Below are 15,186 nucleotides of genomic sequence, written 5' to 3'. Positions count from 1 at the left end.
ACGCACCCGACCGTCATCCAAAGTGCTGCTAAAATCCCTTGCATCCGCGGGGCCGTCTATACATGAAGCTCTCGATGAAGGCGTTCTGCATAGGTTTGCCCGGCGCGAATGCCATGCGACGCGGCTCTGGTCGGCCCATGCGAGAATGGCTTTGCTGGTGAGTTCGCTGCCGTTGTCACTGACCACCATTCTGGGCTTGCCACGCTCGATCATCAGCCGGTCCAGTTCCCGCGCCACGCGGATGCCAGAGAGCGAGGTGTGGGCCACCAGCGCCAGACACTCGCGGGTACAATCATCCACGACGGCCAGGATGCGGAAGCGGCGGCCGCAGGTCAGTTGATCCGACACAAAGTCGAGCGACCAGCGGGCGTTCGGCGTCATCGGGACCAGCATCGGCGCCCTGGTCCCGATTGCCCGCTTGCGACTGCCGCGGCGGCGTACCGTCAGCTTCTCTTCCCGATAGAGTCGGAGGAGCTTCTTGTGGTTGATCAGATACCCCTCCCGCCTGAGCAGAACATGCAGCCGCCGATAGCCGAAGCGGCGGCGTTCCTGGGCAATCGTCCTCATGCGCTGGCGAAGATCGGCTTCGTCGGCCCCGATTGTCCGATATCTCATGGTCATACGGCAGCAGCCGATGGCTTTACACGCCCGCCGTTCGCTCATCCCGAATGCCTCTCGCAGATGGACGACAGCCTTCCACTTCTCCGTGGGCGTCACCACGTCTTCCCCAACAGGTCCTTCAGCGCCGTGTTGTCCAGCATGGCGTCGGCCAGGAGCCGCTTTAGCTTGGTGTTCTCGTGCTCCAACGCCCTCAGCCGCTTGGCCTCCGAGACGTCCATCCCGCCGAACCTGGCCTTCCATTTGTAGATGCTGGCGTCGCTGACGCCGTGATTCCGGCACAGATCGGCCACAGAAACCCCGGCCTCGTGCCTCCTTCAAGATCCCGATGATCTGCTCTTCCGTAAAACGATTGCGCTTCACGCTCTCGTCCTCGTCTTGGGCCAGAGCGAGCTTCAAACTGGATTAAGCCCGTGGGCAAGGTCAGGGCATCCCGCTGGTGCCAGAAAGCTGGCCGCCCGCCAGCCTATCTGATCTCTCCGATCTCGTGCTCAGCCTGCCTCCCGACATCGCATCTTCTCTCGCTGATCTCGTTCTGGGCCTACCTGCGCTCGCCGCGCACCGCGGTCGGCGGCAGACGCAGGTGGTGCGGTACGAACATTTGGTGGCGCGCCCCGACGAGGAAATCCGGCGCGTGATCGCTCGCCTCGGCTACGATCCAATGGGCATTGCATCGGCGATATGGAGCAGCCGGAATATCTTCGGTCCAGTCGCTTCGGGGATCGAAAACTCCTCGAGAGAAAGGCAGTCGATGACCGCTCAGTCTACACTTGGCAAACTGAACTGCGCATGCAAGAGATGCAAGCAATAACGGATGCAATCGGCGCCGAGCTTTTGATTGACCTCGGTTATGAGCAGGAACTTCGGCACGTTCAGCAAGCCGGGATCGTGGATAGAGGTCGGGCCGTAACCGAACAATATCGTCAGGTATTTCAAACCTGGTGGGATTTGCGCCGCGCGTAGCGAGGAGCCCGTGCGGCATCTGGCGGAAACGGGTGCGCCAAACAGTATTGTCTGGCAAGCTGAAGAGAACTCCTCCTCGGCTTTCAACCCCTCCATGGTTCGGAACAGCAACATCTAGCCGAGCCCAACATGGACGAGAATTTGCGCCTGGCGAATTCGATAGCGGCTCAGTTGGAACAGGCGCTCACGCTGTCGGAGACCGATCGAGCTGCTGGATTGAATGCCATTCGTGATAGCGAAGCGGCCATCGAGACGTTGCGGGCGGCAAACGTACGGCTTTATCCGCTGGGAAGATCAGCGGGCGGAAGGCATATTCAGCTACGAGCGGTTTGGAGCAGCGCGTTCCCTTGCGGGCGATCCGCGAACTGATCGAGGCAGCGCTGAAGGACGTGTCGCGAGACTTCCGGAGCCTTTACGCCGGGAAGCCGTTGGTCGATCCCGCCTGAGCGGCTCCTTGCGGGCTCTGCTGCTGGAAGCGTTCTACACGGTGCGATCTGAGCGGCAGTTGATCGAGCAGCTCCACCACAATCTTTTGTTCCGCTAATTTGTCGGACTGTCGATCGATGGTTCGGTATGGGATGCTACCGTGTTCTACAAGAACCGTGATCGGCTGCTCGATGGCGATAGTGCGACGACGTTCTTTGTCGCAGTTTCTGAACCTTACGAAAAACGACATCCGACAGGACGAACGGCGATGCTGCGCAAATGCGAAGCGCGCGCCGATATGATCGACGAGGGTGCGGGTTGCAAGTTTCATAAAGCCAGGAGATGTTCGGAGGATTCATCAGTCAAGATCAAACGACTCGGATCGTTCAAATCGAACTCAATAACGCGTGGCGCGAAGAGGCGGGCATAGCGGGTGAAGGCGCTAGTCGGCGGAAAGCGAATCACGGTATCGCATCGCCCGAGGAGATACATCTCGATAAGGGCGGAGATCCCGCCGTCGACTCCCAGTGCTGCACCATGTAATGGCCCGGCCTGATCCGCCTGGAAGCGTTTTGGGATCGTGAAAAGATCGGGAAACACACCCGACAGCTTGTCAAGCACCTGCGCGCTGTCCGTACACAACAATACCCTCACAGGTCCTGGATGTGGTAACGCTTTGGCCGTATCAATGGCAGTGCATACCTGCCGCAAGGCGAGCTCCGCATCGGCCCAGTAGGGCGTGTGCCCCATTATATCTTCGCCGTTGCCGTGCCGAACATGAACCCCGATTATATTGCGCCCTTCAAAGTGCTCTTGATATAGGGCGTCAATCCGAGCTTGAATTTCGGGCCTTGGTTTGATGCTCCGGAATATTTGTCGTTCGGCATTCTGATCGCAACGCCACATCAAACAAGCATCACACACCACGGTGTTGGCTTCACTATCTTGTTCGGCTTGGAAAAGCTCACTCAGCTCATCACGTTCTCGGAAAATCTGTTCATCTGGGCGGTAAACGCAGTCGATCGATGGCTTATTCCACCATGACGGGAAGAAAGGACCCGGGAATGAGAGCTGGTTGATCTCGTCATCGCAGATGACCCGTACGCCCGCGATGTCTTGAATTGGTTCGAAGAACACCGGAAAGGCGTTCGTGAAAGGTTGATTGAGATAACAGGAGCCACGCCAATCAATGGCTAGAGTCCGCCCCGTCCGCTGCGCATAGCGCCAGGCTGACGCCAGGGACCACAGGCAATCACCGAAACCAGTACGTCGTCGAGAAACAACGAACCGGCCGTTCATCGAGCCGCCAACAAACATTTGTGTTTTCCTCGTTAAGGGAATACCGCCTGGATAAGGACGCTACGGAAACTCTACGTATGGCCTCGCCCGATGCTGTCGTCAGCGATCGTGATGTTAGCCAACTTGGCTGGTAGAACTTCATATGCCGCTACCATGGAGGAGCCGCGCGAAAATGTTGCCGTCGACATGCTTGATTTCAGTCGTATCCGCCTTGTTGCAACAGCTCCTCGAAGCCCTTTCTGGCATGTACCATGTCGAATAGAATTTCTGCTGCTGGGGCGCTTGCCGTCCTGAGCTGCCGCTATGGCGCAGCGCCCAAGACTACAAGCATGAGCCCAGCTACCGGGTATGCCGCCCTCAGGGCCCAGCTGCCCCCGCATTTGGAGACATGCACACGGCCATATTCGTGGTGCTGTTATGCTTTCTCCAGCATTTGATCGCAGTCTTGATGCGCGCGAGCAGCATGGGAAGGATGCAGCCGAAGGCGACGGAGCTCCCACAATCCCCGCAGTTCCTTCACGACAGCTTCACGCCTAGCCCGATCGAAAGTAATTGTATCCAGGAGATCCCCGAGCACGGCTTCGCCCTCGATCTGCATCAGTAGATCGAACGCATCCTGTGAAATACGCACACTGTCACCGCTGGAGTGCGCCGTACGGATTTCGCACACCGTCTCCTGGCGATCTCGCGCTGTGTAAGCGCGAATCCGATAGAGGCGTGCATAAGGCGGCAATGAAACCGCGAGCGCAGTCCAATCCTCCAACGTTGCCGCCCTCTTCTTGACGAGGAACGGCCCGACCACAAGTCCATCCAGCTCTGTCGTCAGAAATGTGGTAATCGCGTCTGCAACCGACTCCACGATCGGCTCGGCATTGTTGTTAAAGGACGTATTGAGCAGAACTGGAATGCCCGTCCGCTTTTTGAACGAATTAATAACCTCCCAGTAGACGGGATTTGTCTTGCGCGATACTGTTTGCAGTCGCGCAGTGCCGTCGACGTGCGTTATGGCGCCGAGCATGCTTTGCTTGGAATCGCGCACGCGAACTACAAAATTCATAAAGGGAAATTCGCGCGTACCGTCGGCCAGGTCGAAAAATTCGCTCGCATCCTCCTCCAGCACTGATGGCGCGAACGGTCGATAGCCTTCACGCTTTTTTACCATCGCATTGATCCGGTCCTTGTTTGCTGCAGGCCGAGGATCGGCAAGAATGCTCCGATTGCCAAGCGCACGTGGCCCGAACTCCGAACGACCCTGCACCCAGCCGATCACGGCGCCATTAGCCATCCAGTCGGCTGCGCTACCTGACACGTCGTCACTGCGTTCGACGTCAAGGTGTCCACCCCATGCATCCAGTTCCTGCTGCACGGCGCTCTCGCTCCCAAGATCAGGCCCCCAATAGACCTCCTGCATCCGCTCACGTGGTGCGGGCCGGCCCAGCTCGTTAGACATCATTAGCGCAGCGCCTAGTGCGCAGCCAGCGTCATGCGCCGCGGGTTGCACGAAGATGTCTTCGAAGAGCCCCGAATACAGCAGCTTACCGTTCATGGTGCAGTTGTGGGCTACCCCTCCAGCCAGGCACAACCGCTTCATACCGGTAGCCTCGCGATGATGCCGGAGAATGTGAAACACGATCCGCTCCAAGGCTTCCTGCAGTGAAGCACTCACATCTCGATGCTGCTGCGTGAATGGCATTCCCTTTCGCCGGACCTGGATGCTCCGGCGCAGCGTCGGACCGATTCGGTCGACGTAGACGCGGTAGCCACCGTTGTCTAAGAGTTCGTAGAACTGCGCGAAGAGCTCGCGATGGGGAGCCGGATCCCCGTAGGGCGCAAGCCCCATGACCTTGTATTCATCGAATAAGCCGTAGCCGAGATACCGGATCGTCTCGAGATAAAATAGCCCTAGAGAATTATTCTCCGGGAAGGTTGCGAGCTGGGTAACATCGGTTCCAGACCCCAGAGCTAAGAGGCCGGAGAGAAAATCACCACCGCCATCTATCGCGAGGATTAGACTTTGCTCGAAGCCCGACATCGCAAAGGCGCTTACGGCGTGCGCCTGATGGTGACTTACGAAAGAGACACGCGACGGATCGACCTCGGTACCAAACTCCTGCGCTAGTAAGCTACGCATCAACAGTTTGGCATCCAAAGGAATGGAGACGTCCGGCCGGGACCCGAACAGGCTTTCGAGCATAGTGTTGCAATAGGCCTCGGTCGCGTAGAACGCGATACGATCGATATCGCTGAGCTGGATCCCTGCGGCTGCAAGGCAGTATTGTATCGAACGGCTTGGGAATTTGTTGGAGTGCTTGATACGATTGAGGCGCTCCTCTTCAACGGCCGCTATCACGCGTCCGTCCCGGACGAGCACCGCAGCGCCATCGTGCAAAAATGTGTTCGAAAGCTCACGTGTATCTTCATAGACTTTGTCTAGCCCACCGCTCACTCCTAGACAGAACATCTCATTCTCCATTTATCGTGACACGAAGCCCAATTGACTGCCGAATTCGCGGTACTGCATCGTGTCTCTCCATCGCTTCTGCGGAATCTCGGGTTAACGCATCAAGCGCCGGCGAAGCAGCGCGATCGAGAGGAAGAACGGCAGCACCGCGTACATGCAAAGCGCACCGATATGTAGGCCGATGCCGCCGGCCGGCAGCCCAAGCATCACTGGGCGGATGAGGTCGACCGAATGTGCCAGCGGCAATAAGCCCGCCACGCGCTGAAATGCGCTGGGCATCTGGCTCACCGGAAAGACTGCGCCGCATAGGAACACCATGGGTGTGACGACGAGCGTCTGGTAAAACACGAAGTAATCGTAGCTGGGCGCAAGCGATACGACGACCATCGCTAGGCTCGCGAAGACGAAGCCAGTGATTGCTATTGCTGGTATCGAATAGACGATGGATGCCCACGCTGCGTAGCCCAGGCTCGCGGCAATAACTGCAATTGCCGTTCCGGCCAGAACGGCTTTGGTGGCTGCCCATGCCAATTCACCGAGAACGACGTCGCCGAGCGTAAGCTGTGTGCACAGGATTGCTTCCCACGTGCGCTGAGCACGCATGCGGGCGAACGCCGCATACATTGTTTCGAAGGTGGCGGCGGTCATGGCGCTAGTCGCGACCATTCCACCAGCCAGAAACGCGATGTATGAAGTGCCGTCAATGAGCCCAACAATTACTCCAAGGCCAAAGCCGAGGCCAAACAGATTGGTCATGGGATCGGCGAGATTCCCGAGAACCGATGCAAGCGCCACTTTCCTCCACGCCAGAAAATTGCGACGCCATACAGCGACCCAGTTGTACGCGTTGGCGGGCATGACGGCAGCGTAACCTTCACGCATCGTTCATCTCTCCATTTCCCGCCCGGTCAGCCGCAAAAAGACATCCTCGAGATTCGCAGGACGCTGTAGAAGGCGTAGACCTGCGCGCCCGCGCAGCTGCACGAGCACCTGCTCTGGATCCGGCGCATAGCAAAAAAGCGTCTCACCGCTCACTTCGATATGCCGCGCATACGGCCTGATCAGAGAAGATAGCTCGTTCGGATTGCCGCCATAGATCTCGATTACTTGGCAGCCGATCTGCTCATCGATCAACGCGCGAGGCTCGCCTTCTGCGATCTTGCGTCCTGCCTCAAGCACGCACAGCCGATCGCACAACCGCTCGGCCTCTTCCATAAAGTGGGTGGTCAAGAGAATCGTTTTGCCTCGCGCCAGCAGCAATCGCAGGCGTTCCCAGATTAGGTGGCGCGCGTGAGGATCTAGACCGGTGGTCGGCTCGTCCATTACCAGCAGATGTGGGTCGTTGATCAGCGCACGCGCCAGCGTCAGCCGCCGCTTCATGCCGCCGGATAGTTCGGCGACGCGAGCATCCGCCTTGCCCTCCAGGCGCGCGAACTCGAGCAGTGCTGGCACAACTGCTTCGACCTCGCGTGCAGTCATGTTGAAGTAGCGCCCAAATACCAGCAGGTTCTCGCGGACGGTGAATTCGAGTTCGAGGTTATCGAACTGCGGCACCACGCCGATGCGCGCGCGTGCCAGGCGAGCACGCGCCGGTACGGGCTCGCCGAGCACGGTCATCTTGCCCGTGTCTGGCGCTACCATGCCGAGAACCATACGCGCAATCGTGCTTTTTCCCGCCCCGTTTGGTCCAAGGAGGCCAAAGCACTCTCCCGACGCGACAGCAAAGGACAGCCCGTCGACGACGATCTTGTCGCCATACGACTTCCTTACGCAGGTAAGGTCGATTGCTACGGTGGACATATGTTCATTTTAGACTGAAAGAAGGCGTTCGGCCGGCGATCGCTCACTTACGATGGTTTTGGTCCACAGCAGGCCATCGCACCATATGTGTCCAACGCGTCCCCACTGGCAGGCTGCTGCAGCATCCGGAAAAAACCCACGTCCATGGTGGTTGGCACTCGTATTGCAAAGCAGCGGAATGCCAGTGAGTTCTTCATATTCGACGAGGAGCTCTGCGATTTTGTGTGGAGAGGTTCTGGGAACGGTCTGCAATCGCGCAGATCCGTCGAGATGTATAATAGCGGGGACTTTGTCCCACCATTCTGCCCGTGTCTGGTGATCGAAAAGCATGTAAGGATCCGGCGTTCCGGGACTGAAAATTTCCGGCGCACGATCCTCCAGGCATATCGGCGCGACTGGCCGAAAGAGTTCGCGGAGCTTAATTTCGTTGAGATGATCCTTCATTGCCGGCGAAGTCGCGGCGGCCAGAATGCTTCTGCCACCCAATGCTCGTGGTCCAAGCTCCGCGCGACCGGCGAGGAAAACCACGGGCTTGTTGCTCGCGAGGATGGTCGCAAGTTCACGCATACTGCATGGCGCAGCGTTCCATTCGGACGACACATCGCTGCGTATCAGGGTCGGGCCACTGTAGACCGACCATTGCAGCGGCACGAAGCCCTTGTCCGCCGCCATTGCGGAGCAAGCGGCACCGATTGCCGAGCCGCTGTCATTCGGAAAGGGCGGAACCCAGACATCATCGAACAGGCCTGTCGCACGTAGTGCACTGTTCCATTTGATATTAAGACCGCAGCCACCGGCTATGCACAAATTGCGTGGTCCCGGAGAACACGAATGCCGCTCCAAAGCAATGGCCATTTGGCGGATAAGGAGACGCTCGAGGAAACAATGAAACGATGCAAGTACATCTTCGGGCAGCTTGTCCTTCAATCGGAGCGCGCTCGCGTCGAAGAAGTCGTGCAGATCCTCAAGTGAGGCCTCCGCACGGTGACGACGAGCATGCTCAGTGTCGGCCGCAAAGCGCTCCTCGTACAGCTCCTGAAACACCGCCACGATGTCTTCATTAACAGACCCGAGCGCGATATAGGCCATCAGTTTGCCGGCAACACCTAGATCCCAGCTGGTACGGCTCGCCTGCCTATAAGGTCCGAAGTGATGGCCCGCGACAGCATAAGCATGGCCTATGATCGGAAACAGGCATTCGATGAACCGCGCGCCGCGGGGTTCTACGTAGTAGAGACGTGGAAAGATGCAGCCGTCCCATACCAGGCAGAAGGCGGGTTGTCCGGCTTTGGCAAAAGGGCTCGTGCAGTATGCGGAGGCCACATGGCCTGTGACGTGCGGATAGCTTTTATAAGCAAAGACCCTGCCGTCGAGCATCAGGTTAAAGCCGTCGCGCGAAGTGAGAAGGCCGCGGGCATTCCGTTCAACATACGGCGCCCCTTTGAGAGTGATAGGTGCCACCCCGCTGAGGACCTGGAATTGCGACTCGTCCTCCCCGTCCCAGCCGTCGATGACGAACTGATCAACATCCTGCGGATTCAGCCCATGCTCCGCCAAAGCGACAACAACTGCGTCAAGATTGTCGATGGTTTGATACCGCGGATTGTTGTCCCGTTTCTCCTGCTCGACGCAAAAGACCAGCCGTCCATCCTCCACAAGAGCGATCGCCCCGTCATGCGTCAGCTTGATGCCGCAGATGCGCATAGTATCTCCATCTCAAGGTCGGCAATTGGATTTAATCGAAACTCGAACCGGATTCCGAAAGTAGACGAGCAAGCAGTCTTCGTTAGCCGACTCACCCTGGCACTGTACGCACTCGACCTCGATCAACGTTTCATTGAGCATGGTGATGACCGCCTCGGCACCAGCAGGGTGCCCCCAACGAGTGCAGGCGGCATCACGCGCCGATCCAAAGACCAGATGCCCACCTGGCGCAAGCATCTGCACCAGATTGCGGATGGCCGCGCGGATCTCAGTTATGTCTTCGAGATAATAGAGAACTTCCGCCACGACGATCAGATCGAACAGCTCTGGGGTCGAGAACTGTTGAATGTCGGAAGCTATCCACGTGATGTGCGACCACCTCTTCGTCCGTTGGCACGCTCGACCGATCGCTCGCGGCATAACATCGACCACTGTGAGCCGTTTGCAGTGGGGTGCAAGCTTTTCTGTGAATGCGCCGGCTGCGCACCCGACTTCGAGAGCATGTGTAACAACCCCTTGTGAAAGCGACAGCCGGAGCATTTGCGTGTGACGCTCCCGCTCGAACGGATTGCCGTCGAGCCGCCACGGATCGTCGGTCGCCAATTCGAGATCTAACGATTGATATTTCATTTTCCGGCTCACGATTTGTGCACCCACGTAACGTTCAAGGTCACTCGCCGCTGCAGATACTGTTCGACGTCACGAACCTCGAAGAACGGCGCGAATGATCCGTCGGACGAATTGACCCAGCAATGACCGAACCTCCTTTAGCGTCGGCGGCTCTTGGTCCAGCGATCGGGTTTGGGATGACGACCTGTCTTTCACTCTCGTTTGGTAACTTTGCAGACTCGCGTGACAGCCAATCGCTGTTGCTCAGTGTACACAATGCATAAGCTTTCACGGGCAGTAAGAGAAATATGTTGATGAGTGTGTGCAGAGAAAATCCGAGAAATCGAACTTCGCGAGCACGAAATGCTGCGACGCTGCAGCGAACCACGGTCATTGATGCGATAATCAGTCCTGTCCACCACGGTACTGTGGCTGTGAGTGCGAGCTGCGCGAGCGCCGCTATCGATGACAGGGCGAGAAGTAGCGGGCCGAGATTCTGTCCGACTACATCTAGCGTGAGATAGCGATCGAGTTCGGGCAACAGGCGCAGCGCAAGGAAGGTGTCACGGAAAGTGCTCCGCGCCCAACGGAGTTGTTGGCGCAAATATGGCCCTAGCCTATCCGGAACCACTGTTGCCGCGACGGCGTCGGGAACGTACTCCGTTTGAAAACCTGCTTTCAACATGAGGATCGTGAGGTGGCGATCCTCACCGAAGTCGCTTGGCTTTCCCCGAAAAAACTGCGTCTCGTACTGATCTAGCACCAAAAGGAGCGCGGAACGGCGGTACATGGCACATGGGCCGCAGCAGCACATAACGGCGCCGAAGCGAGCCTGTGCCGCGCGCTCCTCGTTGCAAGCCAACCAGTACTCCATGTCGATCAGCCGGGTTAACCAGGTGTCGTTTCGGTTGCTCGCCGTCAACTGACCCATGGCCGCCCCGATCGCTGGATCTTGCATCTTTCGTGCAAGTTTCGTGACTACATCGGCGGCGAGTATCGTGTCTGAATCGACGTTGAGCACCAAATCTCCAGACGACCCGCGTATCGCGGCGATCTGCGCCTTCCGTTTTCCGACATTCTTGCCCAGCAGAATAAAACTGAACCTCGGGTCGTCAGCGTAGGCGTCGTGAACGGGTGCTACAGCGTCGAGATTTCCGGAACCGTCGTCAACCACACAGACCTGCAGTTTCCCGGCGTAGTCTTGGCTTGCAATGGATCTCAGACACGCCGATAGGGTGCGCGGGTCCTCGTTGAAGCAGGGGACGATGACATCCACGCTCGGCAAAGCCCCGGAGACGGCCACGTCGTCCGAGGCCGATGATACGTTTGCCGGCAGAGCATAAAGCACCTGCGCGCTTCGATAGAAAGTCGAGAGCAGCGCATACAACGAGATAGCGACTGTGCTGGTCGTGGCAAGAAGATTCATTGGTGTGTCTATTTGTTCAGTGAGGTTGAGGAAGCGAGCGGATTGAGAACCCGCGGCCATGCAATGCTGGAATCAGGCGCGAAAGCGCCAAGACGGTCTGGTCGCGCACACGAGCATGAGTGGCCCGTCCCAACTCCTCGGGAGGACATCCATCGTGTAAGAGCACGATTGCACCCGGCCGGACAGAGGCCAGCACAGCGTCGACAATCGCGCTAACACCGGGACGAGACCAGTCTCGCGGATCTACCGACCAGTGCAGGGCGGCCAGTCCAGCCCTCGCCGAGGTAGTGAGCACTTCTTCGCTCCACATACCATAAGGTGCCCGCATATGCCGCAGAGCGGCCTGGGGGCAGGCCATTTTGATGACCCTGCTCGCGGTTAGTATTTCATACTGCACTTCCGTGAGTTCGCATCTGGACAGGTCCGGATGCGTCATCGTGTGGTTTGCGACCTCGTGCCCTTCTGCGATCATTCGTCGGATTAGTTTCGGCTGGTCCGCCGCGTACGCGCCGATGACGAAGAACGTTGCGGGCACTCGGTGTTCCGCGAGCACATCCAGGACATCCGGCGTGCAGAGTGGATCGGGACCGTCGTCAAACGTCAGATAGACGCCGCGACTTTCCGTGCGGTCAGCGTACTCGCTGCGCGCTTCGCATAAGCGGTCGAGGTATGTCACAGCTCTGGCCCGTTCCGATCAATCACCGTACCAGTCGGCCACTCGCTGATCGGCCGTCCAATCGGCAGAACCAGGACAAGCACGTCCTCGACGCGCGTGGGCGGTAACTTCAGATACACATCCGGAAGGGTGGACCGCACGCTAACCCCAGAGATAATGGTCGCCAGTCCGCGGCGGGCCAGCAACCTTGTAAGGTGTTCCTTCAGCGCATGCCGAACCGTACCGAAACCGAATGGAACGCCAAGCTTCTGCAGTACTGGATACATCACGCGCATTGAGTGGGTGATTCCGAGTCCTTCAAGATCCGGACGTACCCCGTACAATCCTAGCTCGGCCACTAGTAGATCGACGTCTCCGACCTTGATGAAGCGGCGTAGCGCGCCGATATGAGCCGCTACGCCGCGTGCGTCGTAGCCGATAGCACGGAGCTCAGGTCTCGCGCCGGCCCAACTTCGATGGCCTTCGAAAGGTTTGGCATTGAATGCACCGGTGGGACCATAGGTCTTTCGGAAGAAGTCGGAGAGTTCGATATGGTCGGCGAGGCGCAGTTCATTTTCCCAGACCACCCTCCACCGCACCGGAGAGCGCATGGAGATACCTGCCGTAGAGCTCGATACGACAATATTCATGATTGCCTCCCATGCACCGTCTGGCATTTGACGATGGACTTGGTGCACGCGAGCAGTTCGCTATCGATGAATGGCTCCACCGGGGAATTGGAAACGCTGGTCTGGCATAGCTCGAGCCCGGCCACTCCGGGCCACTGAACATCCGCTATCAAGCAGGACGTGCTGAGAGGACGGCGGGATTTCAATAACTCATCTGCGCACTGGAAAGGGTCGGGATTGTCGCCTGTCAAACAGAGTACGCCTGTCAGCGCTTCACGAACCGATGCATCGTTATCCACGACGGAGATTACGTCGAGCGCATGTGCCAGTCGCACCAGATCTAACTCCTGCATTTTCCGCACGATTTGACTGCTATGGACACGGGATACATTTGGCCGGGTTGCAAAGGCATTTGGCGCCTGCAATCGGCAGCTCCTGATTGGTTGCGACGTTAGAGCGAAGTGGAGGGCTGGATCAATTCTACGGAGGTAAACGCCCAATATAGAAACGCTTCGAGAAGCTATACGAACGTTTACCGGTAGTGAGCGCCGACGCGACCTGCGGCATACCTGTAGCGTCAAGACACTGCGATGCAGTTTGTACAGCCCGTTGACAAATCTGGCTCCAATGGGCATGCGCTTCGATCGGCGCTCGGGGTGCAGCTGAGACTTTTTCGCGGAGCCAGGGCAAAGACTGGTAAGCATTCCTGATATGCCTGACTTTTTTTGTTTGTCCCGACAGACGGCTTTGCTATCCGCCATTCGGCACAATTGGTAAAATCGATTGTTTTTATTGAACTCATCCACAGGATGGATAACTCCACGCTATGCGCTTCAAAGGCCTTGATCTAAATCTTCTCGTCGCGCTCGATGCTCTGATGACCGAGCGTAATCTCACCGCGGCGGCACGCATCATCAACCTGAGCCAGCCGGCTATGAGTGCGGCAGTCGCCCGGCTACGCGCCTATTTCCGCGATGAACTATTTACGATGAGGGGCCGGGAGCTTGTCCCAACACCACGAGCGGAACGGCTCGCCGCGCCGATTCGCGAGACTCTCGTGCACATTCAGCGCTCCATTATTTCCCACGACACGTTCAACCCAGCCAAATCGGATCGCCGCTTCAGGATTCTCCTTTCCGATTTCATGACAGTCATTTTTTTTCGAAAGATCGTCGACCGTGTCGCGCAGGAAGCTCCCGCCGTCCGGTTCGAATTTCTGCCTTTTGTCGATGAGCCCGAAGAGCTTCTGCGGCGCGGCGAAGTCGACTTTCTTGTCATGCCGGAATTGTTCATGTCGAGCGCGCATCCTAAAGCGACACTGTTCGAGGAGACACTCGTGTGCGTAGGCTGCCGCACGAACAAGCAGCTGTCACGACAGCTCTCGTTCGACAAATACATATCAATGGGACATGTTGCAGCGAAGTTCGGGCAGGCGCTGAGGCCCAATATTGAGGAATGGTTCTTGCTTGAGCACGGTCTTAAGAGGCGCATCGAGGTCGTTGTGCAGGGCTTTACCATGATCCCGCCGATGCTATCGGAGACTGAGCGTATAGCGACGATGCCCTCAAGGTTGGCCCAGCATTTTGCAAAGACGATGCCGCTGCTGATCGTCGAAACTCCACTTCCACTTCCCGCATTCACCGAGGCCATCCAATGGCCTGCCCTCCACAATACTGATCCGGCAAGCATTTGGATGCGGCGGATGATATTGCGGGAGGCATCCCGCATGGCTTCTCCGCGCGAGACCCCCAGAAATCGCAGGCGCTGCTAGACGACCGATTCCATGAAACCTGCGCTGATGGAGCAGGCTGAATTGGTGGAACGGATGGGCTGTTGGCGGATTCCTCGTTTGCGGTCGGCGAAACGAGGAGCTGTATCATGGCAGGATGGCGGCGAGCGGTCGAATTGGCCATGAGTGATGAAGAGATAGCGACCTTGACGACGCTTTCGCGGTCGAGGATCGAACTGGCGAGCCGGGTGTCGCGGGCGCAGATGCTGCTGGCGTATCGGGAAAATCCTTCGTTCTGCGCGGTGGGCCAGAGACTTGGGGTCCATCATCAGACGGTGCAGCGCTGTGTCGAGCGGGCGCTGGCCGATGGCCCGCTGGCAGCCCTTGATGATCGTCCGCGACCGGGCAAGGAGCCGACGATCACGCCTGAGGCCAAAGCCTGGTTGGTGTCGCTGGCCTGCGACAAGGCCAAGGACCACGGCTATCCACATGAGTTGTGGACGACGCGGCTCTTGGCGCGCCATGCGCGCGAACACGGGCCGGCGGCGGGGCATGCGTGTTTGGCCAATTTGGTCCAGGGAACGGTGTGCAAGATCCTCGGCCGAGAGGAAATCAAGCCGCACAAAGTGCGCTATTATCTTGAAAATCGCGACGCCGAGTTCGAACAGAAGATGGCGGAGGTCCTGTGCGTCTACCGCGAAGTCGAAGTCCTGAAGAAAGCCTCTGCCAAGGGAAAGCGGCGGGGAAAGCCGGTGACGATCGTCTCCTGCGATGAGAAGCCGGGAATCCAGGCCATCGCAACGACGGCGCCGGATTTGCCGCCCAAGCCTGGCGTCCACGCCACCTTTGCGCGCGATCATGAATACA

The 15,186-nt window shown here is 58.0% G+C and carries 12 protein-coding genes and 2 pseudogenes; 3 read left to right on the top strand and 11 right to left on the bottom strand.

The features are described 5' to 3' along the window. Positions 1 to 64: 64 nt before the first annotated feature. Positions 65 to 981 (bottom strand): annotated as a pseudogene (locus CQ13_RS38120) (IS3 family transposase); the annotation flags it as partial. 396 nt (positions 982 to 1,377) lie between these two features. Next, positions 1,378 to 1,695 carry a hypothetical protein gene (locus tag CQ13_RS44025; protein WP_156434157.1) on the bottom strand — a complete coding sequence of 106 codons (318 nt, stop codon included), beginning with the start codon at positions 1,693 to 1,695 and terminating at the stop codon, positions 1,378 to 1,380. Positions 1,696 to 1,861: 166 nt separating this feature from the next. Between CQ13_RS44025 and CQ13_RS47490 the strand changes: the two are divergent. Next, positions 1,862 to 2,254 (top strand): annotated as a pseudogene (locus CQ13_RS47490) (transposase); the annotation flags it as partial. An 80-nt stretch (positions 2,255 to 2,334) separates the two neighbouring features. Here the strand turns inward: CQ13_RS47490 and CQ13_RS38100 are convergent. From CQ13_RS38100 to CQ13_RS38060, 9 genes are all read right to left on the bottom strand, one after another. After that, positions 2,335 to 3,324 (bottom strand): nodulation protein NodZ, encoded by a 990-nt coding sequence (locus CQ13_RS38100; RefSeq protein WP_057847908.1) that lies wholly within the window; start codon positions 3,322 to 3,324, stop codon positions 2,335 to 2,337. 397 nt (positions 3,325 to 3,721) lie between these two features. Beyond that, on the bottom strand, positions 3,722 to 5,767 hold the full coding sequence (locus CQ13_RS38095; protein WP_057847911.1) for a carbamoyltransferase family protein: 2,046 nt from the start codon (positions 5,765 to 5,767) through the stop codon (positions 3,722 to 3,724). A gap of 93 nt (positions 5,768 to 5,860) precedes the next feature. After that, complete coding sequence (locus tag CQ13_RS38090) at positions 5,861 to 6,649, bottom strand: ABC transporter permease (RefSeq protein ID WP_057847907.1); 789 nt, start codon at positions 6,647 to 6,649, stop codon at positions 5,861 to 5,863. Between the two features lie 3 nt (positions 6,650 to 6,652). Continuing rightward, complete coding sequence (gene nodI, locus CQ13_RS38085; RefSeq protein WP_057847906.1) at positions 6,653 to 7,567, bottom strand: nodulation factor ABC transporter ATP-binding protein NodI; 915 nt, start codon at positions 7,565 to 7,567, stop codon at positions 6,653 to 6,655. A gap of 9 nt (positions 7,568 to 7,576) precedes the next feature. Then, positions 7,577 to 9,271 carry a nodulation protein NodU gene (gene nodU, locus CQ13_RS38080; RefSeq protein WP_057847905.1) on the bottom strand — a complete coding sequence of 565 codons (1,695 nt, stop codon included), beginning with the start codon at positions 9,269 to 9,271 and terminating at the stop codon, positions 7,577 to 7,579. A 12-nt stretch (positions 9,272 to 9,283) separates the two neighbouring features. Then, positions 9,284 to 9,901, bottom strand: a complete 618-nt coding sequence (gene nodS / locus CQ13_RS38075) for a nodulation methyltransferase NodS (RefSeq protein WP_057847904.1) — start codon at positions 9,899 to 9,901, stop codon at positions 9,284 to 9,286. A gap of 40 nt (positions 9,902 to 9,941) precedes the next feature. Then, entirely contained in the window at positions 9,942 to 11,306 is a 1,365-nt protein-coding gene (nodC, locus tag CQ13_RS38070; protein ID WP_057847903.1) for a chitooligosaccharide synthase NodC, read from the bottom strand. 16 nt (positions 11,307 to 11,322) lie between these two features. Continuing rightward, positions 11,323 to 11,982, bottom strand: a complete 660-nt coding sequence (gene nodB / locus CQ13_RS38065) for a chitooligosaccharide deacetylase NodB (protein WP_057847902.1) — start codon at positions 11,980 to 11,982, stop codon at positions 11,323 to 11,325. Further along, entirely contained in the window at positions 11,979 to 12,611 is a 633-nt protein-coding gene (locus tag CQ13_RS38060; RefSeq protein WP_057847901.1) for a NodA family N-acyltransferase, read from the bottom strand. The genes nodB and CQ13_RS38060 overlap by 4 nt, the downstream gene beginning before the upstream one ends. Positions 12,612 to 13,416: 805 nt before the next feature. Between CQ13_RS38060 and CQ13_RS38050 the strand changes: the two genes are divergently transcribed. Together CQ13_RS38050 and CQ13_RS38045 are read left to right on the top strand one after the other, a co-directional pair. After that, positions 13,417 to 14,361, top strand: a complete 945-nt coding sequence (locus CQ13_RS38050) for a LysR family transcriptional regulator (protein WP_057847899.1) — start codon at positions 13,417 to 13,419, stop codon at positions 14,359 to 14,361. 107 nt (positions 14,362 to 14,468) lie between these two features. Then, positions 14,469 to 15,186: helix-turn-helix domain-containing protein (locus tag CQ13_RS38045; RefSeq protein ID WP_156434155.1), on the top strand; the 718-nt coding region annotated here is incomplete at its 3' end.

The sequence above is a fragment of the Bradyrhizobium retamae genome, assembly GCF_001440415.1.
In the GTDB taxonomy this organism is placed as follows: Bacteria; Pseudomonadota; Alphaproteobacteria; order Rhizobiales; family Xanthobacteraceae; genus Bradyrhizobium; species Bradyrhizobium retamae.
The sequence above is the reverse complement of the archived record's forward strand: the minus strand, read 5'-3'. Positions and strand labels throughout refer to the sequence as shown.